Source organism: Reichenbachiella sp., assembly GCF_039969095.1.
Lineage (GTDB): Bacteria > Bacteroidota > Bacteroidia > Cytophagales > Cyclobacteriaceae > Reichenbachiella.
In genome coordinates this window covers 727,610-749,434 of record NZ_JBDVOL010000010.1, presented here as the reverse complement: position 1 = coordinate 749,434, position 21,825 = coordinate 727,610, and the positions used below count along the sequence as shown (strand labels likewise).

The following is a 21,825-nucleotide window of genomic DNA, read 5'->3' as shown; positions in this document are numbered from 1 at the left end:
CAAATACATCAATAAAATATCTGAGATCTGGCTGTAAGTTTGAAGTAATCAAACGGTTAAAGTCATGCTAGTCAAAAAAATATTAGTCCCTACTGATTTTTCAAAATGCGCTATCAACGCATTAAAAATCGCGGCAGAAATTGCTTATAAGCAAAGAGCCAAAATTGAAGTCATACATGCATTTCATGTTCCTGCCTATGCACCGATGGATGTCATGGCCGTTGACTTAGTGAATCAACCCATATTAAAAGAGCAGCAAGATCGGGTAAAAGAAGAGTTTAAAACACTTCCTGATCTAGTTCCTCAGTTAAAAGATATCAACTATTCAACCAAAGTCTTCATGGCACCAGCCGCTGATGCCATCTATGAATGCACCGAACAAGATGATGTCGATATGATAATCATGGGCACAAAAGGCGAACATGATGTAGCTGAAAAACTATTTGGTAGCATGAGTGCTCAGGTCATTAAATCTGCAGATGTGCCTGTATTAGTCATTCCTGAAAACATCGACGTTTTTCAACCCAAGCACATTGGATTTGCTGCTGACCTACATGCGATAGACAATATGAACAGATTAGGTATTTTATCGCTACTAGCTAAAATGTACGATGCTGAGATTCACATCTTTCATATCTCCGAAGAGGACGATGAAGAATCTTTGAGTGAAGCAGCTCGTGAGCGCATGTTTCTGGAAGGATCATTGAAAGACATCAAGCATACTTTCACCACCATCTATCATGAAGAAGCCACAGATGGTATTGTAGAATTCGCTGAGAAGAAAAAGCTGGATATGCTAGCTATGTTTCCAAGGCAACATGGATTCTGGGACAAACTAGTTCATGGTAGTACCACCAAGAAAGTAGTGATGCAGATTCAAATTCCGCTATTAACGATTCATGAGTAATTCCTTGAGATAAACCTATAAGGTTTTGAAAACCTTATAGGTTTAAGTCTCCTATTAAAAAGGAGCACAGCAAGAGGGATCAACTATATTGGTTAAAAGCTCTTCTTCAAATCTGTTTATTAGAATTTCATTTTCTTCATCATCAAAATCTTTATTAAAAAATTTCAGCCCATGCTGAAATGATCTATCAAATAATGCTACAAGTGCAAAAGTAGATCTCTCCTCATCAATTCTTCTGACCCAAGTCTTCACAACTTGATCACTTTCTTTCCGATAGAAATAAAAATGATGCCAATGATCAACGTTATTTCTTTTACCATCTTTCATATTTACTCCAGCTGGAAGTTTTAGCTCGGGATGTAATTCCTTGTGAGTTTTTAGTCTGTCTATTAATTCATCTTCACTCATATCTATTTCGTATCTCTCAGCATACGGGTAGCTACCAGGAGAATAATTACATGAATTCAAACCAATAACTAAAGCGGAATAACAAAACCATTTTATTCGATATATATTCCACTGCATGATCTCAAATTTGTACATTTTCATAAAAGGTAGTTAACACTACAACTTCACCCCCAACCAATCCAAGGTAGACTGATACATGATATTGTCTTTATCAGACTGAGGTAAGTCGCTTTCTTCTATAAACTTTCCAATCTCCAGATCGCCTAACGGGAACGGGTAGTCTGTCCCTAAAGTGATTTTCTCAGAACCAATCATCTCTATGATGTATTTCAAATAAGGCAAGTCATGCGTAATACAATCCACCCAGAACTTACCTAAGTATTCTCTCGGGTTGACCGGATTGTCTATGGCTACTAAGTCTGGACGACAGTTGAAGCCATGCTCTACCCTACCAATCGTAGCCAAAAGCGAACCACCTGCATGAGAGAAGTTGAATCGCACCTTTGGGTATTTCTCCATCACACCTCCAAAAATCAATGAACATGCCGCACGGGAAGTCTCTGCCGGCATCCCCACCAGCCATGGCAGCCAATACTTCGCCATGTGCTCTCTTCCCATCATTTCCCACGGATGAATCATGATGGCCAAGTCTAGCTGTTCGCAAGCCTCCCAAATCGGGTAAAACTGAGGATCATCCAAATTGACATTATTGATGTTCGATCCAATCTGAATGCCAGGCATGCCCAGTTCTTTGATCCGGTGAAGTTCTTTTACTGCGTGATCAGCTGACTGCATGGGCACGGTTCCCAGACCGATGTAGTTTTTAGGATAATCAGTCACTACCTGAGCGATATGGTCATTTAGGAACATTGAAAGTTCTAGACAATCATCCGCTTTCGCCCAATAGCTAAACATCACAGGGATGGTACATACCACCTGATAGTTGGTACTGAACTTTTTGTATTCTTGAATTCTTACTTTCGGATCCCAGCAGTTTTCGTTGATTTCCCGAAAGAATTTCCCTCCTTTCATCATATCCGCAAAGTGTGGTCGCTTATGCACCAAATGGATGAAATCTCCATAACCAAACTTCTTAGCAAAATCCGGTAGTTTTTCAGGCAGGATATGCGTGTGCATATCTATTTTCAGGTTCTTACTCATGGGCGTTGTTTATTGCTATTGTGAATCTAATGACCGATTCAATCAATTTCCGAAATTAAGCATTTAGATTTGCCTTTTTGAAATTAGAATAAAAAAATTATGACTGCAGAAATCCACACCAACAAAGGTGTAATGACGTTGGAGTTTTTCGAAAAGGACGCTCCTAATACGGTAAAGAACTTTACTGACTTGGCTAAAAAAGGTTTTTATGACGGCTTGACTTTCCACAGAGTGATTCCTGACTTTGTGATCCAAGGCGGATGCCCTGACGGTACAGGAGCAGGTGGACCTGGCTATCAGATCGACTGTGAATTGGACGGCGACAATCAATTCCACGACCGTGGCGTATTGTCTATGGCACACGCTGGCAGAAATACTGGAGGATCTCAGTTTTTCATTTGTCACAGCAGAACAAACACCGCTCACTTGGACAGAAACCACACGGTATTTGGAAAAGTTGTAGATGGTTTAGATATCATCGATCAAATCAATCAAGGAGATAAAATGGAAAAAGTAGTCGTAGCTGACTAATTCCGTCACGAATTAAAATCAGAAGAGGCTGACTCAAAAGTAATCCGTCATTGCGCACAACGTGAAGCAATCTTGAAATTCGGTCCGTTTTCTAAGTTTAAGATCACTTCTTTTCTCTCGTGATGACGTATGTTAGACTTTTGAGTTAGCCTCTTTTTTATGCTCTCATTTTATTAATTTAGAGTAAACATCTAAACTATAAACTATGAGAACCAACATATTACTAGCATCCCTAGTTGTTTTGGGATTTGCTTGTCAGCCCACCAAACAAAAAGAAGAAACGGCTAGTACTCCAGAAAAAATAGCGGTGCCAGTACTGACCAAAGCCTGGGAAACAGATACTGTTTTATTGACGTCTGAATCTGTGATCTATGATGAATTCAGGGACGTACTCTATGTTTCAAATATCAACGCCGTACCTCCTACCGCAAAAGATGATGACGGATTCATATCTATCATTTCTACAGATGGAGAAATATTAGAATTGAATTGGGTCAACGAAATATCAGCTCCAAAAGGCATGGGAATCATAGACAGTAGCCTGTTTGTAACCAACATCGATGAAGTTGTGGAAATCGATATCCCAAGCGGTGTGATTGTTGGTAGATACCCTATAAATGGAGCAAAATTTCTAAATGATATCAGTATTAGTAGTGGCAATGAAGTTTTTATTTCAGACACAGGAACTAACACAATTCATGTATTGAACAATGGAGATGTAAGATCTTGGTTAAATGACAGCTCGTTGGTCGGACCAAACGGACTCTTGCACCAAGGCAGCCATCTCATGGTGGCTTCTTATGGAGGAAACGAATTTTCCAGAATTGATATCAATACCAAAATGAGAGAAACGATTACTGATTCGATTCCTGGTGGAGATGGCATTGTTTCTTATGGCGATCACTACTTCGTGTCCAATTGGAATGGAGAAGTTCATTTTGTGGATACTGCTGGCAATAGAACTTTGGTATTAGATACTAAGACGAAAGGTCAAAACGCGGCTGATATCTGTTATATCCCTGAGAAAAAATTACTGCTCGTCCCTACGTTCTTTGGGAAATCCATAGTGGCATACGAAGTAAAATAAACCTATTGGGAGTTGATCAATAATTCAACTCCCTGCTTTCTACATTTCTAAACATACCTTCGGTCTTGTAGAATTTACCTCGCTCTATCATTCCGAGGTATTCCGTCTTTTCTTCCCTTCTCTCGTAGACATAATGTGTGCCTAAGTAATCGAGAGAATATACATCGAAGCCCATAGATATATCTGAATCTCTCACCACCAGAGCATCAAAAAGCATATTTGTATGCGTTTCATAATTATGATCAAAATAGAAATAGAGGATGTGACCTTTTTCACTTACTGGATCTAGAATATGCTCAGACTCGGTACCCATCATCGTATTTTTCATTTTCATTTTGCGCCAAATGAAAAATGGAGACCCCTTGCTTGTAAATAGTTTCCATTTGTACCAATACGTAATTTCTAAATCTCCTACTTTGAAAAATACTTTACGATAATAAAATAGATTGAGTGAATCGATATAAGCAGCTACAACACCTAGAAAAAAAAGTGTAAAAAATATAATTCCTCCCCAGATGAGTCTTTCATCAAGTGTTGCAGTTCCATTAATAAGGATTAGAGAAATCAAAGGTTCATTGTTGGTTTTACAAATAATAATCTACGATCTTTATTAGAAACGGATCACCAGCTTCAAATATTGAAAATAATATCCAAAAATAGCAAATTTGGAAGGTTCCTCCTTTCAATTCGACTACCTTCTGGATAATTTTGTACAAGCAAAGGAATTATGGAAGCAGGCGTACACACCACAAAAGAAAAAGCACTCTCACTCAATTTGAATGAATCCATTTATGGCACATTAGCCGAAATTGGTGCGGGTCAGGAAGTAGCATCAAATTTTTTCAAAGCTGGCGGAGCTTCAGGCACTATCGCCAAAACCATGTCGGCCTACGATATGAAATTCTCAGATGCTATTTATGGTGCGACCAAAAGATACGTATGTGAAGAAAAATTGCTTAAAATGCTTGACAAGGAGTATCACTTGCTTTCCAAAAGACTGAATCACCGAGCAGACGAAACTAGATTTTTTGCATTTGCCAATACTATAGAAACTATCAATTACCAAAAGACCAACGAAGGTCATGGTTGGATTGGTGTCAGGTTTCAATTGACGCCATTTGCAGAGCCAAACGACTGCATCATTCATGTAGTTTTGAAAGATCCTGATATGATATGGCAACAAGAGGTATTAGGAAAGATCGGTGTCAACTTGATTTATGGTTGTTTCAACCACTTTGCCGATCCAGAAAAATTAATGACTTCGATTGTAGACAATTTCAGTAAGGATAGAATTGAAATTGATATGTTCAGACTAGAAGGCCCAGCCTTTGATGGCATTGACAACCGCTTGATGAGTTTACAATTAGTCAAACACAAACTCACTAGAGCAGCCATTTTCAATCAACTTGGCATAGTCAAACAACCCACCTCTTTTCTTTACAAGAAAAATGTGTGTGTCTTAAGAGGCAGGTTTAGACCTGTTACACATGTCAATGTAGATATGATGCTAGCCGGTGTACGTCAGTTCAAGAAAGAATTAGAAGAGAATAATGAGCAATTTGATGTGATCGCTGAGTTGACGCTAAAAGATCTTACAATGGATGGTGAAATAGACGAGCAAGATTTCTTAGATCGGGTTGATTTATTGAATTCATTAGGGCAAACAGTTCTCATTTCCAACTATCAAGAACACTATAGATTAGCTGTATACCTAAGTCGAATAACTAAAAAGGGGAAAATAGCTTTCATTCTTGGTATTAATAATCTTGCCCGTCTTTTTGAAGAAGAGTATTACTCAGACCTTCCAGGAGGAATCATGGAAGCATTCGGTAAATTGTTTGCAGCCAATCAACAAGTATTGGTTTACCCAAGTAAGACTGACCGGTCTGATGAGCTACAAACTAGTGATAACTTTCTACCATCCGAAAACCTCACGCATCTATACGAGCATTTGAGAACTAACAATTTTATCCGTGACATCAAAAATGCTAAAGTGGAAAACCTTCACATCATTTCTGATAATGTCTTAGAAATGATTAAAAATGGAACATCTGGCTGGGAGCAATATGTCCCGAATAAAGTCTCTCATTTGATCAAAAAGAAAAAAATGTTTAAATACTGCGAACAAAGAGCTGCAGTATAGTTCGTCAATCCTCATAATCTGCCTTTGTTAAAAAAAATGTGGGTTATTCCATTTCCTCTTTTATATTCGTGGTTTCGAGTAACAGCATAACTTAAAATCAGTCGCAAAACTCGTGCATTGACCCATGTACTGCGACAACTTACAAAACAACAGAAAATGGCAGGAAGAGGTAATTTTAGTAATCGATTGGGATTCATATTGGCAGCAGCTGGATCGGCCGTAGGCCTTGGTAACATTTGGAAATTTCCGTTCGAGGTAGAAGCTGGTGGTGGAGCCGCATTTGTACTCATCTATCTTATCTTTTGTTTTTTACTCTGCTTCCCGGTAATGGTAACTGAAATAGCCATTGGTAGAAAAACCAATAAAAATGCCGTAGGTGCATTCAATGCATTAGGATACAGCAAGTGGAACATCATAGGAAAAATGGGAATCCTGGCTGGTATAGTCATTCTTTCCTTTTACAACGTAGTTGCAGGCTGGGCCTTAGGCTATTTCTTTGAAATGGCACAAGGAAATTTCAGTGTTGGAAAAGAATTTGGGTCTTACGTAGCTAACATCAGTACTACCGGAATCTATGCGGTAGTATTTATGGCCTTCACCGCTTTTGTGGTATCTAGAGGCGTCTCGGCAGGTATCGAAAAAGGTGCTAAAATATTGATGCCTACGTTGATTGTGATGATTCTTGGGTTGTTGGCTTATTCATTGACATTACCAAATGCAATGACAGGAGTAAAATATTATTTGATTCCTGAATTTGGTGAATTGAATTTAAAAACTATCGGAGGAGCATTGAGGCAATCATTCTTCTCCCTTTCCTTGGGAATGGGAACTATCATCACCTACGGTAGTTATTTATCCAAAAAAGAAAATATTATTAGTTCTACTGTATCAGTTACCTTCTTTGATGTTGGCATCGCATTCTTAGCAGGATTGATGCTTTTCCCGCTGGTAGCTTACAGCACAGGTGGAGATATGTCCAACATTCAAGGCGGTGCAGGATTAATTTTTGCAGCGTTACCTAGTGTTTTTGAATCTTTAGGTTCTGGTCTTGGCAGTATATTAGGCGCATTTTTCTTCCTGCTCTTGTCTTTTGCTGCTTTGACATCAACCGTTTCACTATTAGAAGTACCAGTTTCTTATGTAGTAGACGAACACAAACTCAGCAGACCAAAAGCAACAGCCATTACTGCTGCGATTATATTTGTAGCTGGCCTTCCATCATTGGTAGGTAATGGCTACAGTGAAATGTTTACTTCCTTTGTGACCTATGTCGGAGCCGAATCTCCAGTTGGCTTTATGGATTTATTAGGTCATTTGGCCGATTGCATGCTACTTCTCGGTGGATTTCTGATCGTGACCTTCGCTGGGCATGTATGGAAAAAAGAAAACCTAAATGAAGAAATCGCCATTGGTTATGAAGGATATGAAAACTCAAGGGTTAAAGTATTCATTGGTTTTGCCGTAAGATATCTATGCCCAGTATTGTTAGGCCTATTATTCATCATGGTAGTTTTGAGCAACTTCTTTGGAGTAGATATTATTAATTAAGACTGAAAATCAACTTCTGTAAACTAAAAATCATTGACAAAGCCCACTTGCTATGCCAATGACTCTTTCTGAATAATTAGCTACTGCTTTATTTTTAACGGAAATTGTTTACTTACAATACTAGGTGCATGATTTTTCAACGAATCTGTATTTAATGAGATTTGTTCCAGTTTGGAACTCACGGGCACCATAATCGTGTTATATGGCACTTGACTATCGTAATTTCCATCAGCATGAACAACCTGCTTAGCTAGCTCAAAATTCTTGTTGTCCATTGTTTTAACACAAATTTGAGCCGACCCAAGATTTTGCTTAGATTGAGGACCAGCGGATAAAAAAGCGGTTAAAAAAGTATCCGAAAAAGGTGTTGGAATATTGACTATTTTACTTCCAACCTCGATCTCTTCTGCCAATTCATATCTAGCAGCATTTATTCCAATAAAGAAGGCTTTAACCGAAATCCGTCCTCTAATTTTTATATCCTTTTCAGAATTGGCTTCATAATCGGATGCTTTGATGCCTTTCAAGCTAAATTTAGTTCCTTTTCTGATCGGGAAGCAGAAACTGTTATTCGAAATCAAATCATCATAACCTGTCCCTCTTCTGAAGTGCTGAGAAGTTCCAGCTACAATTTCACCATTTTGCACGAGAAGCAATTCAGAACTACTCTCGTTAGTTTCTATAGCATCTACATATCCTACTACAAACCCATCACTTCCTGCAGTTTGATTGTCTTCAATTTTCAAGTCGCTATAAAAGGTTAGTAAATTTTCCATCCCGTCACCAATTCCTATAAAATAGGCACTAATTGATGGATCACCTGCCATAAAACCTTTACTGTCCACATAATAGGTAGTGCCTTTAGCCACAGGAAACATAAGTGAACTAGCACTAATATGTTTATTGTTGTCAGTATAAATGTGCTGTGAACAACATGCAATCTGCTTTTTCTTATTCGATTCAATTATAAAAGCTTTAAGACTGCCCGTAGACGCAATGTTTTTTCTATTCTGAATTTCAGCCATTACAAACCCATCCACTTTGGCTTCAATTTGAGTATTTAGCTCTACAGGAACGGGATCTTCAAAAACATTTGTAAATATATCAGGTGAGTCTTTAGGCATATAGGCTTTAATCATTTCCCGAAGACTACTTCTTCTCTCAGAAACTCCATCAATGTCTTCTATTAGTCCCAATAGTTCTGAGATCTCGACCAACTCTAAGTCGCCTTCACTTTCTTCTAGATTGACCAATAAAACAGGCTTATCATAGTTATTTTCTTCCCATTTTATTCGTTCATCAGAGTAGTCCCCGCCAATGGTTCGACATTTAACTTCTACACTTTCTTTGTAAGTCTCAAAAAAATCACTGGACTTTTTTGCAGTATCACTGTCTAAAGCGCCCTTGCTGATTAGACCATCGTAGGCCATTGAAATGGCCAACTTAATTTCTTTTTCAGACTTTTCCTTGGTCAAGGATTTATTAATAATTGTTTCATGTACGAAATACCCCCCTAAAGCACCTTGTCTTAAAAAATGAGTTCCATACTTTTTGAAAAAATTAAAATATTGATCTTTGTTTTTTTGCTCATCAGTATCGATAGGCAACGACTTTAAACTCGTTATAAACTCTGGTTCTAATTCGATTTTCTCCTCTCTTCTTTCAAATTTTAGTTTGGTATCCTTGATAAAATTCATGCTATAATAGTGCTGATTATCACTAAAGAGATCTTCACTATAAAAAAAAGAGGTTTTCATTAAAGCCGAATACGAAAATCCGCTATATGAGGCACTCAAAGTATTCTTGAATTGGGACTTAAACTCTGATTTAGTCTTCATTATCGAATCAGATTTCACTTTTGATGAACCTTGCCCCGTTAATAGGCTAATCTGATCTGGTATGTTCTTATTAGCACCATTCCAATCGATAGATTCTCCATTGTAGGACAACTTAAACACTGGACTACTAGTAAAATTACCTTCTACAGGATTAAAAGATTGCGTCAGATAAGTTTCTAAGTTTTGGATTTTGTTGGTTTTTTTCTCTTTCATAAGTACATTTTTTAAAACGTGATTTGATTTGCTCTAGTCATTGGAAATATCCGCTCAAAACGAGTTGGATAGTAATGACTGAAGTAAACCAATTATGTACTGTGAAGATGTAGTCTGCCTTTCAGAATTCAGTTAACATGATGTTAAGTTTTAATCAACCGCCGAATTCGACTTAAACTTTCTGGCTGTATTCCTAGATATTGGGCAATGATCTTTAGCGGTATTTGAGCAATTATGGCTGGGTTTTTATTAAGCATTTTTTCGTACCTTTCCTCTGCAGTTAAGGTCAATAATTCTTTTTCTCTTTGAACTTTTTTCAAAAACAAATGCTCGGTAGCCACCCTTCCCAATTTATTTGCCAAAAGAGAGGTATTATAAATATCATCCAATTCTGGGCCGTCAATAATCAATACTTGACTCTCAGTGAGAGCTAATATTTCAACATCAGAAGGCACTTGCTTTAAAAGGGAAGTATAGGAGCAAAAAAAATCACCTGGAAAGAAAAAATCTAACACTCTTCGCTCACCATTATGAGGTACTATCAAATAGCTTATACCACTATTCAAAAAGTATATTTTTTTTTCTACTTCACCACACCTGGTGATCACCTGACCTTTAAAAAAGGTATATTCTTTAGTGGAAAAAGGTAATTGTTCGTCATCAAAATTAGGGTCAACAAATTGTCTAATATATTGAGAGATACTCATAATAGATTAGAATTAGGTTGTCTCCAAATTTACCCATTTAACTTAAATATTGAGATATTATAATGGTCTAAAATTGATATTAACTTACAGCTATTACGAAACTATATGAAATGAGTCCATTAATATTAGAACTAGGAATTTCGAACAAAAGAATATTTCTAATTCATCTACTGGAAACTCACACCTTACTTCTTAACAAAAGTGTCCTCTTCTCCCTCTATAATGATTGAGTAATCACCAGGCGCTAAACGCTTGAGCGGTATTTCTTTGGCTTTACCCTGAAGGATAATGTCTCCGTCTTTCAGTATTTCATAACGGGCTTCACGCGAAAAGATCATTTTATCAATGACCAATCTAGGAGAAAATGTCACTCCCTCTGGGTAATGGTAATGCTCCATTTCCATAGAGTATAAATATCGGCCCTCAGGTAATTCATACTTGATTCGGTATTTATTTCCGCCATCAGTGTGTTCTGGGAAGTACACATATTGAGCACCATCAAATCTACCTTTAGAGCGCAGCACTTTCATTACATCCCAGTAGTCTCCCTTGAGTTTTTCGATTTTGTATTTACCATCTCGCCGATCTCCTTTCGTGTACCAATGCATGATCGAATCATTCAAAACCAAACTGTCAAATTTGAAATTACTGTGATATAAAACTGCTTCTGGGTTTACGATTTTTGGCTTGCAACTATCTCCATGCACTATTTTGACTGAAACTGGTGTGTATAAATCAACTTCTCTAAAAGCTAACCGCACAGCTGTTAAAGACAAATTTGTTCTAGTCTTTTTTCCGTTGATGAAAATAGATTGAACACAAAATTCGCCAGAGTCTGCATCATAAGGATTCTGAATATAAAGCCCTTCTCCTTTGTATACGCCAGTAAGTAAGAGTTCTTGACTGAATCCTGCTTGAGAAATCAAGAATATAAGAAAAATTAAATTTCGCTTCATTATTACTAATAGGAATTGAAGTAAATCTCGTAATATTTTTACTTTTAACGAAACTCCATCCCAAAATAATACAATTCTATTCGAAACGTAAGGAAACAATTGGATCAAGTTTGGAAGCTTTATAGGCTGGCAAATATCCAGACAACAATCCTACAATCATGCCTACAACAAACCCTAAGACCATCCAGAGCCAAGGAATTACAAAGGTATCCGCTAGTAAGCTTGAAATTAGATTACCTACAATAAAGCCTAATAATACACCTCCAAATCCTCCAATCTGTGTAATCACAATGGATTCTATAAGAAACTGCTGGCGGATCCGTTTGGGAGTAGCGCCCATGGCTTTTCTGACTCCAATTTCTCTCGTACGCTCGGTCACTGATACCAACATAATGTTCATGAGCCCAATAGAGGCACCAAGAAGTGTAATAAATCCAATAGTAAAACCACCAATTCGTAGATAGCCTGTGATCTCACCAAGGCGTTCTGCCAATGATTTCTTTTCTTGTAAGTCAAAAGAGTCTTCACTCCCAGGGGTGTCTCGTCTTATCGCTTTCATCAATCCTGTGGCCTCGCCCATCAGGTGATCCATTTTAGTAGGATCTTTTACTGAGACTCCAATGCTATAATTCAGCGCTCTGTTTTTTGCTAATCTACGCGCAACAGTCAATGGAACTACCACTGCTCGATCAGCCCTGCCCCCTTCGGTCCCTTGCTTGGCCAACACACCCACAATTTTAAATTTGGAACCAAGGAATGAAATTGATTGATTCAATTTCCGTTCGTTTTCTTTAAATAAAGTATTCAAAACTTCATTACCAATTAAAACTACATTACTGCCATTCTGATGCTCAAAAGCTGATATACTTCTTCCTTCTTCAATATCATATCCTTCAACATACAAATAGTTAAGATCACCTCCAAGAACTGAAAAATTAGGATTAGTCACTTCAGACCCATATTTAATTTCAGCATTTCTTGTGACCGTAGTATAGAGTGTAGTCACTTCCCCGACGTCATAGTTGTCTACAAATTGAGAAACTTCATCAAACGTCAATGGAGGGTATTTTTTCTGTGACACTCCAGCTTTTTTACCCCTTTCTTCACGTTTATCTTCTATTTCAAATGTATTTGAACCCAAATTGGAGAAACTATCGTTGATTGAGTTTTGGATGCCATCAATGGCTGTTAGAATACCTACCAATGAAGTGATACCAATGGCAATAATGGCAGCGGTAAGAATAGTTCGGAGTTTGTTAGCCATTATTGATTTTATGGCCTCTCTTATATTTTCGAGTAAATTCATAGACAAGTGCTTATTCACTTAGACGTGAGTGACGCTAATTTATTACAACTAAGCAACTAATATTTAAAAGATTGAGTTTAAAAAATGAGGAGTTAGTAAATTGATGACTTAATATGATGGACATACGAAAAAGTTTAGTTTTATTCTTCTTTATCATTTCATTTGGACTAAAAGGATCACACATTCTTCTCCCAATGGACAATACACAAGCTAATCACCTGAAGGCTTATGGGATTGCTTATTGGATTTTACAAAATGAGGTCGAAGTGGATTGGTTGCTCAACTATAAAGGTGGCGCCTTTATGTTCAAATACGCTCAGAGTTTCGAAAATGAATTGATTATCCGTGGCGTAAGCTATTTGGTCATTTCTGATGCCCAAGCCAATGGAATATTAAGTGAAATTGCCAGTCCATCTTCCAATATGGATGCCATGAAACTAGAGAAGTATCCTAAAATTGCTGTTTACTCTCCTAAAAGTAAGCAGCCCTGGGATGACGCGGTAACGCTAGTACTCACCTATGCAGAAATCCCATATGATGTTGTGTTTGATGATGAGCTCATGTATGATGAATTACCAAAATACGATTGGTTGCATCTTCACCACGAAGATTTTACTGGTCAGTATGGCCGATTCTACAGGGTCTACCAGCATTACCCTTGGTATCAACAACAGCAAAGAGAATATGAAGAGTCCGCAAGAAAGCACGGCTTCACCAAAGTATCTCATTTAAAACTTGGCATAGTCAAAAAAATACAAGCTTATGTCGCCAGTGGTGGTTTTCTATTCGCCATGTGTTCTGCCACAGATACTTATGACATCGCATTGTCTGCAGAAGGTGTAGACATTTGCGAAAGTATGTTCGATGGAGACCCTGCAGATCCTCAAGCGCAAAACAAGCTTGATTTCAAGAAGACCTTTGCATTTGAAAATTTCGCTCTAGAGCGTAATCCATATATCTACGAATTTTCTAATATTGATACACAACCCAATCAAAGAGGGTTGACAGAAAACAATGACTATTTCTCTTTATTTCAATTTTCGGCAAAATGGGATCCTGTGCCAACCATGCTTACCCAAAATCATGAGCATATTATAAAAGGCTTTATGGGGCAAACTACTGCATTCAAAAAGAGATTAGTGAAATCTGATGTGATTTTACTAGGAGAAACGAAGTCAATCGACGAGGCCAAGTATATACATGGCATTTTTGGAAAAGGGTTTTGGACATTCTATGGTGGACACGACCCCGAAGACTATCAGCATTTGGTCAATGAAGAACCTACCGATCTGAATCTTCATCCGAACTCACCAGGGTATCGACTGATATTGAATAATATCCTATTCCCAGCGGCCAAGAAGAAAAAACAAAAGACTTAATCTATTAAAGATGTTACTTGAGTAACCACTTTAATCAGTCAACTTTATCGTACATTTGAATTTCAAATAAACAAAATTTTATCGAAATGGATAATAGAAAATTTTTACCTTTTTTAGTCATCATTGCATTCGGCCTATTCGTCATTGTTGGTCTTTCCTCCAGCTTATTTTATACTATTGGTCCAGCAGAACGAGCGGTGGTTTTTTACAAATTCAGTGATGGTCTAGACAAAAACAATATCATTGGCCCAGGTTTTCATGTAAAAGCCCCTTGGAACAGCGTGTATGTTTTTGATGTATCTGAAAATAAAGTAGAGGAAAGCATGGATGTGCTGGACAAAAACGGATTATCTGTGAGCGTAGATGTCTCTGTTCGTTTCACGCCTATGCCTTCCAAAATTGGCTATCTCCAGGAGACATTTCAAAAAGATTATATCAGTAGATTGGTAATTCCTGAAGTTAGATCGTCAGTAAGACAGGTCATGGGTCGATATACAGCAGAAGAAATTTACTCAACCAAACGATCAGAAGTAGAAGGTGCCATCAAAAGTGAAACTGCGGAAGTTTTAGGTGAAGAAGGCAATAATGTGATCATGAAGGCCTTTCTTATCAGAGCAATCAATCTGCCAGCACAAATCAAGCAGGCGATCGAAAACAAATTGCAGCAAGAGCAAGAAGCCCTAGCTTATCAGTTTAGACTAGATAAAGAAAAAAGTGAAGCTGAAAGAAAAAGAATCGCAGCTGAGGGAGAAGCAGCAGCCAACAAAATTATTAACAGTAGTTTAACAGACGAATTACTGAAAATGAGAGGAATTGAAGCTACTATTGAACTATCAAAATCACCAAACTCAAAAGTTGTAGTGATCGGGGGTGGCGATGAAGGCCTTCCTTTGATATTAAACAATAATTAGGCTTTAAAATAAAGCAATAATTCACTATTTTCGCGTAAAATTTTATTAGTCATTTCACTAAATCAGAATAAATCAATGGCAGAAGACACCGCACAAATCAAAGTAGGAGACAAAAGCATTGAACTTCCATTAATAACCGGTACTGAGAACGAGACCGCCATCAATATTGGCAAATTAAGAGCTCAAAGTGGTTTAATTACCCTTGACCCAGGGTATAAAAACACTGGAGCCACCAAAAGCGCCATTACCTTTTTGGATGGTGAAAAAGGAATCCTTAGGTACAGAGGTTACTCCATAGAAGAACTTGCTGAAAAATCTACTTTTTTAGAGGTGGCTTATTTGTTGATCTATGGCAACTTGCCAGACACCAAAACGCTGGAAGAATTCCGAAGTGGAATAACTCACCATACATTAGTTCACGAAGATATCAAGAAGATATTGGAAGGATTTCCTTCTAATGCGCACCCAATGGGCGTATTGTCTTCTTTGGTAACAGCGCTAACAGCATTCTACCCTGAGTCTTTAGATCCTAACAGATCAGCGGCTGCAGTAGACATGAGCATTATTCGTATTTTGGCTAAGTTGCCAACATTCGCAGCGTGGGCTTATAAAAATGAAGTAGGACAGCCAGTGGTTTACCCTGACAATAGTTTAGACTATTGTAGCAACTTCTTAAAAATGATGTTTGCACTACCTACCGAGAAATATGAAATTGACCCTGTAGTTGCCAAAGCATTAGACACCCTTTTAATCCTTCATGCTGATCATGAGCAAAACTGTTCTACTTCTACAGTAAGAATTGTTGGTTCTTCACAAGCTAGCTTATACGCTTCTTTGTCTGCAGGAATCAATGCCCTTTGGGGTCCATTGCACGGTGGAGCCAATCAGGCGGTTATAGAGATGCTTGAAAACATCAAGGCTGACGGTGGAGACACTGAGAAGTGGATGAATAAAGCGAAAGACAAAAACGATCCTTTTAGATTGATGGGCTTTGGACACAGAGTGTATAAAAACTTTGACCCTAGAGCTAGAATCATCAAAAAAGCAGCTGATGACGTATTGACTAAATTGGGTGTGGTAGATCCAGTATTGGATATCGCTAAAGGCTTAGAAGAAGTAGCATTGAAAGATCCTTACTTCGTGGAGAGAAACCTCTACCCTAACGTAGATTTCTACTCTGGCATCATCTACAGAGCTTTAGGCATCCCAACTGAAATGTTTACCGTCATGTTCGCATTGGGTAGACTACCAGGCTGGATCGCTCAGTGGAAAGAAATGAGAGAAAACAATGAGCCTATCGGCAGACCAAGACAAGTATATGTTGGTGAAACTGAAAGGTCTTATACAGATATTAATAATAGATAATAAAATTATCATCTAACGAAAGAAACCCTGTCGAAATCGTCAGGGTTTTTTTATGTCTGTATTACCTTAGTGACTTCACTAGAAATTCAAAATTATGTACGAAGTAGTATTATTTATACATTCTTGGCTTAGATGGGTAGTATTGGCTTTAGCCCTAGTCAATATCTACAAATCTTTTATGGGAATGAATGGCAACCTGGCTTATGGAAAATCAGAGAAGGGTTTAGCTGCAGCCTTTGTAGGTACCTTGCACCTGACATTCGTATTAGGGCTTATCTTATATTTCATCAGCCCATTCGCCTATCCGGCATTTGGTGGATCAGAATCTGTAATGAAAAATGCAACACTTCGTTTCTGGGCTGTTGAACACGCTTTCGTTATGATTCTAGCCATAGCTGCAGCTTCTATTGGAAAAGCGAAAGCAAAAAAGGCAGCAACGGATCCAGAAAAATTTAAAGCTCAACTGATATTCTTTTCGATTGCTCTGGTATTGATGCTTTCAAGAATTCCTTGGGGAGAAGCAGGCCGATTGTTCCGATACTAGAAGGGAGATATACCAAAATCCGATCTGAGCACTTGATACACTTTATTGATCGGTAAACCCATGACATTATAAAAGGAGCCTTGGATAGATTGGATGCCAATCATACCTAACCACTCCTGAATACCATAACTACCAGCTTTATCATAAGGCTGGTAGTTTTTTATATAATGTTCTATTTCGGCTGGTGATAGTTCCTCAAATTTGACGGTAGTCACATCACTAAAGCTCACTTTATGATCAGGACTTGATATACATACACCTGATACCACTTCATGTGATTTCCCAGACATAGAAGCGATCATTAGAAAAGCTTCTTTTTCATCGCTTGGTTTGCCTAAAATTGTACCATTTGACAAAACCACTGTATCTGAAGATAAAATAACTTCATCTTTGAAAATGGCACGGTAAGCTTTGTTTTTCTTTTCGGCTAAAAACTCGGCAATTTCTTCGTTGGGGATTCCACTCTCTAAAGACTCATCTACATCTAATACATGAACATCAAATTCAAATCCAGCATCTTTCATCAGTTGCTGCCTTCTGGCGGAATTAGAAGCTACGATCAATTTTGGCATTATTATCTTCTGTTTTAATTGATCCAAACAAGTACCCACAGATTACTTTAGGATAAAAATAAGTTGATTTTTGAGGCAACGTAAAACCAGAAAAACATACATCCTTCACTGTCTGCATTGGGATTTCCTGGGTAATGATAGCGGCCTGAACCTTGCCTGAAATGGCTTTCTTAATGCAGGTCGACATACTCCGCTCAAACCTAATTTTTTTTGAACTAGGTTGCTTTTCTTTCACTATCCCTAGTACTTTTTCCATGATAAAATAGTGAAGAATCGTAATATCCAATTGCTTGAGTACTTCAGGGATTTCCCATTCTATTTCATAGTATTTCTCTTGCTTTAGACGGATTTTGTAAACCTCATCTCCGATCATCAATCCAAAAGCCCATTTTTTTCCTGAAATCACTTCAGTCACATCTTCTTCATTGTCCAAAGAACGAATATGAAAGAACTCTGATAGTTGCTCTAAAAACTGCTCAGGGCTGAACTTTTTTACCTTTCGAATCAAACGATGCGTCGGGAAAATACGCAAATCATCAGATTCGGTATTGGTCAGGTACATGGTGTGAAAATTATATGGTTCATCACCTGTATGAGCAGGGTTTTTATGACGTTGTTCATGTAAATAAGCCAACGCCCCTTGATATCTGTGATGACCATCTGCTAAAATAACTTGCTTATCTTTTAGCAATTCCATGATCTCCTGGATGATTTTATAATCATGTATTACCCCAAGTACATCCCTTACTCCTTGATAATCTTCACAATCATAAATAGGATCAACGATAGCCTCTTCCATGTAATTTTCAATACGATGATTGGCGTCCGTATACAGCCCATGAGTCGGACTTACATGCATTTGAGTATGCTCCAATAGCTTTTTACGATCATCCACTGAATGAGGCATCGTATCTTCATGTCTGAGCAAAACTTCCTCTTCCCAATCGTAAAGTCTAATATTACAAATGAAGCCCTTACGGCAATATTCCTTACTTTCTCCAGGTAGTTTAAAAAATTGATAATAGACGTAAATCGCCGGGGTCTTATCTTGAACAATAATTCCTTTTGATTTCCAATCTTCAATGCGTCTATCCAATAATTCGCCATCAGGCCCTTCTAGCGGGACAGAAATATGAATACTATTGAATTCGTTTTTATATAATTTCTCGCGGTACTTTTCAGACACCACATCAAAAAGAGGAGACGTCAATTCATCAATATTTCCCCCTAATTTCTCATTGTAACGCCAAGCGCGAAAAGGTTTGATTTCAGCCATTGAGCACTTAAATAGAATTAACGATAACTATTTCTAGATTTCCATTGTTTGGAACTTTTATTTGTACTCGCTGTAGTCGGATTTGTTTCATTCAACGCCATCACAGCCATTACTGCAGCTATTTTTTCTTCATCTTCTGAACCAGAATCAAGCATGTCTGGAGTAAAATGATTCTCAACAAATTTGGTATCAAAGTCGCCGCTCACAAAAGCCTCATGATTGATGGCAAATTTGCAAAATGACAAGGTGGTTTCAATGCCATTGATTTGAAATTCATCAATCGCACGGGTCATTCGATCGATGGCCTCCTTCCTTGTGGCTCCTTTGGCAATCAACTTACCGATCATGGGATCATAATAAATAGGAATATCCATGCCTTCTTCATACCCATCGTCCACTCTAACTCCTGGGCCCTGAGGTCTTTTATAGGTAATTAATTTACCAATATCTGGAAGAAAGTTATTCTTTGGGTTTTCTGCATAAACCCGAACCTCCAAGGCATGACCATTGATTTTCAAATCTTCTTGTGCAAAACTTATTTGCTCTCCTCTCGCAATTTTAATTTGTTCTTTTACTAAATCAATTCCTGTAATCTCTTCTGTCACACAATGCTCCACCTGAAGACGAGTATTCATTTCCAAAAAGAAGAAGTCATGATTTTCATCAACAATAAATTCTACGGTCCCAGCTCCAACATAATTGCATGCTTTGGCCACATTGATAGCGGTCTCTCCTATCGCTCTTCTTTTTTCTTCATTGAATATAGAAGAAGGTGCTTCCTCTATTACTTTTTGATGTCGACGTTGAATACTACATTCTCTCTCGAAAAGATGAAGAATATTTCCATGTTCGTCACCTAATACTTGTACTTCTATGTGTCTAGGTGATCCAATATATTTTTCAATAAAAACGGACCCATCTCCAAAAGCAGACTTCGCTTCACTGATCGCGCGAGTCATTCCTTCTTCTAATCCGTCGGCGGCTTCGACTACTCTCATTCCTTTTCCACCACCACCAGCACTGGCTTTGATGAGTACTGGATAGCCAATCTCGTCAGCCACCTTTCTTGCGACTTCCAAGTCCTCAATAGCCTCATTGATTCCGGGTACCATAGGAATGTCATAAGTGGCAACTGCTTTTTTAGCGGCTAATTTATCTCCCATCACTTCCATAGATTCTGCTGAAGGTCCGATCAATATCACATTTGCCTTTTTTAGCCTTCTGGCAAACTCAGCATTTTCTGAAAGGAATCCATATCCAGGATGTACAGCATCTACATTAAGATCATGGCATACTTTGATAATATTATCAATCACAAGATAAGATTGAGCAGAAGCAGCAGGGCCTACACAGACCGCTTCATCAGCCAATTTCACATGAGGAGCCAAGCGGTCAGCTTCACTGAAAATAGCTACTGTGGCTATTCCCATTTCTTTTGCTGAGCGAATTACACGGATAGCAATCTCTCCTCGATTGGCTATTAATATCTTCTTAATATTCTTCATTTGGGATAAAGTATTGTTCGAAAATTCAATCTAATAGCGAATATAGATTAAAATCTGGCAAAGAAATTGCAATCGGGAATATCAAATAATATTGCGTAAATGTTAACAGAAATGTTAACTTTGCACTCGTTTTTAAAACAGCATTGTTGCATTAAATCAAAGCAAATTAATGGATTTATTTGAAAAATTTAATGAGGATAGAGGTCCTCTAGGTCAGCACTCTGACATGGATAACACTAACTTCTACATGTTCCCGAAGTTAGAAGGACCAATAGCTCCTCGTATGCAGTTCAGAGGTAAAGAAGTCTTGACTTGGAGTTTGAATAACTACCTCGGTCTCGGCAATATGCCAGAGGTGAGAGAAGCTGATACAAAAGCTACGGAAGATTGGGGACTAGCCTATCCAATGGGTGCCAGAATGATGACTGGTAACACAAAATATCACGAACAGTTGGAGAATGAGCTTGGAGACTTTGTATCAAAAGAGTCTTGTATGCTCCTTAACTACGGTTATCAAGGCATTATGTCTATTATTGATGCTGTGGTAAACAGAAAAGACGTTGTGGTTTACGATGCTGAATGTCATGCATCGATTATTGATGGATTGAGACTTCATGTAGGTAAAAGATTTGTCTATCTCCACAATGACATGGAGAGCTTAGAGAAACAATTAGTTAGAGCAGAGAAGCTGGCCAAAGAAAATGGCGGTGGTGTTTTAGTCATCACTGAAGGTGTATTCGGGATGTCTGGCAGTATGGGCGACCTAGCTGGTGTAATTGAGCTTAAAAAGAAATTTGAATTTAGACTATTAGTTGATGATGCTCATGGATTTGGAACTATGGGTAAAACTGGGGCTGGAACTGGCGAACACCAAAATTGTCAGGATGGCGTTGATCTTTACTTCTCTACATTCGCAAAATCTATGGCAAGCATTGGGGCATTTGTAGCTGGTAGCAAAAACGTTATTGAATTCTTGAAATATAATGTCCGATCTCAAATTTTCGCTAAATCGCTTCCAATGCCTTTAGTAATAGGTGCATTGAAGAGACTAGAGCTATTGAGAACTCGACCAGAAATGAAAGATAAGCTTTGGACGATTGTAAATGCAATCCAATCTGGTTTAAGAGAAAAAGGATTTAATTTAGGTAAAACTCAATCTCCTGTTACTCCAGTTCTATTGAACGGTGGATGGAAAGAGGCTGCCAATATGATTACAGATCTTAGAAACAACTACAACATATTCTGCTCAATGATTGTGTATCCTGTTGTACCTAAGGGGGTTATCATGCTAAGAATTATTCCTACAGCTGCTCACAGCTTAGACGATGTAAAAGAAACCATTACGGTATTCGAAGCCATCAAAGAAAAGCTAGATGCAGGTGTATATAGGGACGCAGAAATATCACAATTGGCATAACTTAAAAAAAATTTAAAAAACATGGCCTACGCCATTGATTTATGGTTTTTT

At 38.0% G+C, this 21,825-nt stretch carries 20 protein-coding genes; 10 read left to right on the top strand and 10 right to left on the bottom strand.

Annotated elements, in window-relative coordinates; genetic code table 11:
- Window positions 1-64: 64 nt before the first annotated feature.
- Window positions 65-907: a universal stress protein gene (locus ABJH98_RS06535; protein WP_348306830.1), complete on the top strand. Its 843-nt coding sequence runs from the start codon at window positions 65-67 to the stop codon at window positions 905-907.
- Between the two features lie 54 nt (window positions 908-961).
- On the opposite strand, the gene ABJH98_RS06530 is transcribed toward ABJH98_RS06535, so the two are convergent.
- Together ABJH98_RS06530 and ABJH98_RS06525 are read right to left on the bottom strand one after the other, a co-directional pair.
- Complete coding sequence (locus ABJH98_RS06530; protein ID WP_348306829.1) at window positions 962-1,456, bottom strand: hypothetical protein; 495 nt, start codon at window positions 1,454-1,456, stop codon at window positions 962-964.
- 15 nt (window positions 1,457-1,471) lie between these two features.
- Window positions 1,472-2,476: an amidohydrolase family protein gene (locus ABJH98_RS06525; protein ID WP_348306828.1), complete on the bottom strand. Its 1,005-nt coding sequence runs from the start codon at window positions 2,474-2,476 to the stop codon at window positions 1,472-1,474.
- Between the two features lie 96 nt (window positions 2,477-2,572).
- Here ABJH98_RS06525 and ABJH98_RS06520 point away from each other — a divergent pair, with 96 nt between their 5' ends.
- Together ABJH98_RS06520 and ABJH98_RS06515 are read left to right on the top strand one after the other, a co-directional pair.
- On the top strand, window positions 2,573-3,007 hold the full coding sequence (locus tag ABJH98_RS06520; protein WP_348307245.1) for a peptidylprolyl isomerase: 435 nt from the start codon (window positions 2,573-2,575) through the stop codon (window positions 3,005-3,007).
- Between the two features lie 205 nt (window positions 3,008-3,212).
- Complete coding sequence (locus tag ABJH98_RS06515) at window positions 3,213-4,094, top strand: hypothetical protein (protein ID WP_348306827.1); 882 nt, start codon at window positions 3,213-3,215, stop codon at window positions 4,092-4,094.
- 16 nt (window positions 4,095-4,110) lie between these two features.
- Here ABJH98_RS06515 and ABJH98_RS06510 read toward each other — a convergent pair whose 3' ends face one another.
- Entirely contained in the window at window positions 4,111-4,662 is a 552-nt protein-coding gene (locus tag ABJH98_RS06510; protein WP_348306826.1) for a hypothetical protein, read from the bottom strand.
- A gap of 159 nt (window positions 4,663-4,821) precedes the next feature.
- On the opposite strand from ABJH98_RS06510, the gene ABJH98_RS06505 reads away from it, so the two are divergent.
- A complete protein-coding gene (locus ABJH98_RS06505) occupies window positions 4,822-6,237 on the top strand; it encodes a TonB-dependent receptor (RefSeq protein WP_348306825.1) in 1,416 nt (471 codons plus the stop codon).
- A 156-nt stretch (window positions 6,238-6,393) separates the two neighbouring features.
- Window positions 6,394-7,785: a sodium-dependent transporter gene (locus ABJH98_RS06500; protein WP_348306824.1), complete on the top strand. Its 1,392-nt coding sequence runs from the start codon at window positions 6,394-6,396 to the stop codon at window positions 7,783-7,785.
- 80 nt (window positions 7,786-7,865) lie between these two features.
- Here the strand turns inward: ABJH98_RS06500 and ABJH98_RS06495 are convergent, their stop codons facing one another.
- The 4 genes from ABJH98_RS06495 to ABJH98_RS06480 form a co-directional block, all read right to left on the bottom strand.
- Window positions 7,866-9,836: an MAC/perforin domain-containing protein gene (locus ABJH98_RS06495; RefSeq protein WP_348306823.1), complete on the bottom strand. Its 1,971-nt coding sequence runs from the start codon at window positions 9,834-9,836 to the stop codon at window positions 7,866-7,868.
- A gap of 143 nt (window positions 9,837-9,979) precedes the next feature.
- Entirely contained in the window at window positions 9,980-10,543 is a 564-nt protein-coding gene (locus tag ABJH98_RS06490; protein WP_348306822.1) for a Crp/Fnr family transcriptional regulator, read from the bottom strand.
- A 185-nt stretch (window positions 10,544-10,728) separates the two neighbouring features.
- The gene (locus ABJH98_RS06485) at window positions 10,729-11,499 is read right to left on the bottom strand and encodes a hypothetical protein (protein WP_348306821.1); all 771 of its coding nucleotides are present in this window, start codon (window positions 11,497-11,499) and stop codon (window positions 10,729-10,731) included.
- Window positions 11,500-11,575: 76 nt separating this feature from the next.
- Window positions 11,576-12,805 carry an ABC transporter permease gene (locus tag ABJH98_RS06480; protein ID WP_348306820.1) on the bottom strand — a complete coding sequence of 410 codons (1,230 nt, stop codon included), beginning with the start codon at window positions 12,803-12,805 and terminating at the stop codon, window positions 11,576-11,578.
- A 116-nt stretch (window positions 12,806-12,921) separates the two neighbouring features.
- Here ABJH98_RS06480 and ABJH98_RS06475 point away from each other — a divergent pair, with 116 nt between their 5' ends.
- From ABJH98_RS06475 to ABJH98_RS06460, 4 genes are all read left to right on the top strand, one after another.
- Complete coding sequence (locus ABJH98_RS06475) at window positions 12,922-14,184, top strand: asparagine synthetase B (protein ID WP_348307244.1); 1,263 nt, start codon at window positions 12,922-12,924, stop codon at window positions 14,182-14,184.
- An 86-nt stretch (window positions 14,185-14,270) separates the two neighbouring features.
- A complete protein-coding gene (locus ABJH98_RS06470) occupies window positions 14,271-15,095 on the top strand; it encodes a prohibitin family protein (RefSeq protein WP_348306819.1) in 825 nt (274 codons plus the stop codon).
- 75 nt (window positions 15,096-15,170) lie between these two features.
- Window positions 15,171-16,460, top strand: coding sequence for a citrate synthase (locus ABJH98_RS06465; protein WP_348306818.1), 1,290 nt, complete (start codon window positions 15,171-15,173; stop codon window positions 16,458-16,460).
- Window positions 16,461-16,554: 94 nt separating this feature from the next.
- A complete protein-coding gene (locus ABJH98_RS06460; RefSeq protein ID WP_348306817.1) occupies window positions 16,555-17,004 on the top strand; it encodes a hypothetical protein in 450 nt (149 codons plus the stop codon).
- On the opposite strand, the gene ABJH98_RS06455 is transcribed toward ABJH98_RS06460, so the two are convergent.
- From ABJH98_RS06455 to ABJH98_RS06445, 3 genes are read right to left on the bottom strand one after another with little or no spacing between them, the layout of a single operon-like run.
- Window positions 17,001-17,576, bottom strand: a complete 576-nt coding sequence (locus ABJH98_RS06455; protein ID WP_348306816.1) for a Maf family nucleotide pyrophosphatase — start codon at window positions 17,574-17,576, stop codon at window positions 17,001-17,003. The genes ABJH98_RS06460 and ABJH98_RS06455 overlap by 4 nt on opposite strands.
- Window positions 17,551-18,852 carry a DUF1015 domain-containing protein gene (locus ABJH98_RS06450; protein WP_348306815.1) on the bottom strand — a complete coding sequence of 434 codons (1,302 nt, stop codon included), beginning with the start codon at window positions 18,850-18,852 and terminating at the stop codon, window positions 17,551-17,553. Before ABJH98_RS06450 ends, ABJH98_RS06455 begins: the two co-directional genes overlap by 26 nt.
- Before the next feature lie 17 nt (window positions 18,853-18,869).
- Entirely contained in the window at window positions 18,870-20,357 is a 1,488-nt protein-coding gene (locus tag ABJH98_RS06445; RefSeq protein WP_348306814.1) for an acetyl-CoA carboxylase biotin carboxylase subunit, read from the bottom strand.
- 169 nt (window positions 20,358-20,526) lie between these two features.
- Between ABJH98_RS06445 and ABJH98_RS06440 the strand changes: the two genes are divergently transcribed.
- Window positions 20,527-21,774, top strand: a complete 1,248-nt coding sequence (locus ABJH98_RS06440) for a pyridoxal phosphate-dependent aminotransferase family protein (RefSeq protein WP_348306813.1) — start codon at window positions 20,527-20,529, stop codon at window positions 21,772-21,774.
- Window positions 21,775-21,825 lie beyond the last annotated feature (51 nt).

Coding starts and splice junctions, on each gene's coding strand:
- ABJH98_RS06470 (WP_348306819.1), top strand. CDS start 14,271: ATGGATAATAGAAAATTTTTACCTTTTTTAGTCATCATTGCATTCGGC.
- ABJH98_RS06445 (WP_348306814.1), bottom strand. CDS start 20,357: ATGAAGAATATTAAGAAGATATTAATAGCCAATCGAGGAGAGATTGCT.
- ABJH98_RS06460 (WP_348306817.1), top strand. CDS start 16,555: ATGTACGAAGTAGTATTATTTATACATTCTTGGCTTAGATGGGTAGTA.
- ABJH98_RS06440 (WP_348306813.1), top strand. CDS start 20,527: ATGGATTTATTTGAAAAATTTAATGAGGATAGAGGTCCTCTAGGTCAG.
- ABJH98_RS06455 (WP_348306816.1), bottom strand. CDS start 17,576: ATGCCAAAATTGATCGTAGCTTCTAATTCCGCCAGAAGGCAGCAACTG.
- ABJH98_RS06525 (WP_348306828.1), bottom strand. CDS start 2,476: ATGAGTAAGAACCTGAAAATAGATATGCACACGCATATCCTGCCTGAA.
- ABJH98_RS06535 (WP_348306830.1), top strand. CDS start 65: ATGCTAGTCAAAAAAATATTAGTCCCTACTGATTTTTCAAAATGCGCT.
- ABJH98_RS06500 (WP_348306824.1), top strand. CDS start 6,394: ATGGCAGGAAGAGGTAATTTTAGTAATCGATTGGGATTCATATTGGCA.
- ABJH98_RS06475 (WP_348307244.1), top strand. CDS start 12,922: ATGGACATACGAAAAAGTTTAGTTTTATTCTTCTTTATCATTTCATTT.
- ABJH98_RS06505 (WP_348306825.1), top strand. CDS start 4,822: ATGGAAGCAGGCGTACACACCACAAAAGAAAAAGCACTCTCACTCAAT.
- ABJH98_RS06490 (WP_348306822.1), bottom strand. CDS start 10,543: ATGAGTATCTCTCAATATATTAGACAATTTGTTGACCCTAATTTTGAT.
- ABJH98_RS06485 (WP_348306821.1), bottom strand. CDS start 11,499: ATGAAGCGAAATTTAATTTTTCTTATATTCTTGATTTCTCAAGCAGGA.
- ABJH98_RS06495 (WP_348306823.1), bottom strand. CDS start 9,836: ATGAAAGAGAAAAAAACCAACAAAATCCAAAACTTAGAAACTTATCTG.
- ABJH98_RS06480 (WP_348306820.1), bottom strand. CDS start 12,805: ATGAATTTACTCGAAAATATAAGAGAGGCCATAAAATCAATAATGGCT.
- ABJH98_RS06450 (WP_348306815.1), bottom strand. CDS start 18,852: ATGGCTGAAATCAAACCTTTTCGCGCTTGGCGTTACAATGAGAAATTA.
- ABJH98_RS06515 (WP_348306827.1), top strand. CDS start 3,213: ATGAGAACCAACATATTACTAGCATCCCTAGTTGTTTTGGGATTTGCT.
- ABJH98_RS06530 (WP_348306829.1), bottom strand. CDS start 1,456: ATGAAAATGTACAAATTTGAGATCATGCAGTGGAATATATATCGAATA.
- ABJH98_RS06465 (WP_348306818.1), top strand. CDS start 15,171: ATGGCAGAAGACACCGCACAAATCAAAGTAGGAGACAAAAGCATTGAA.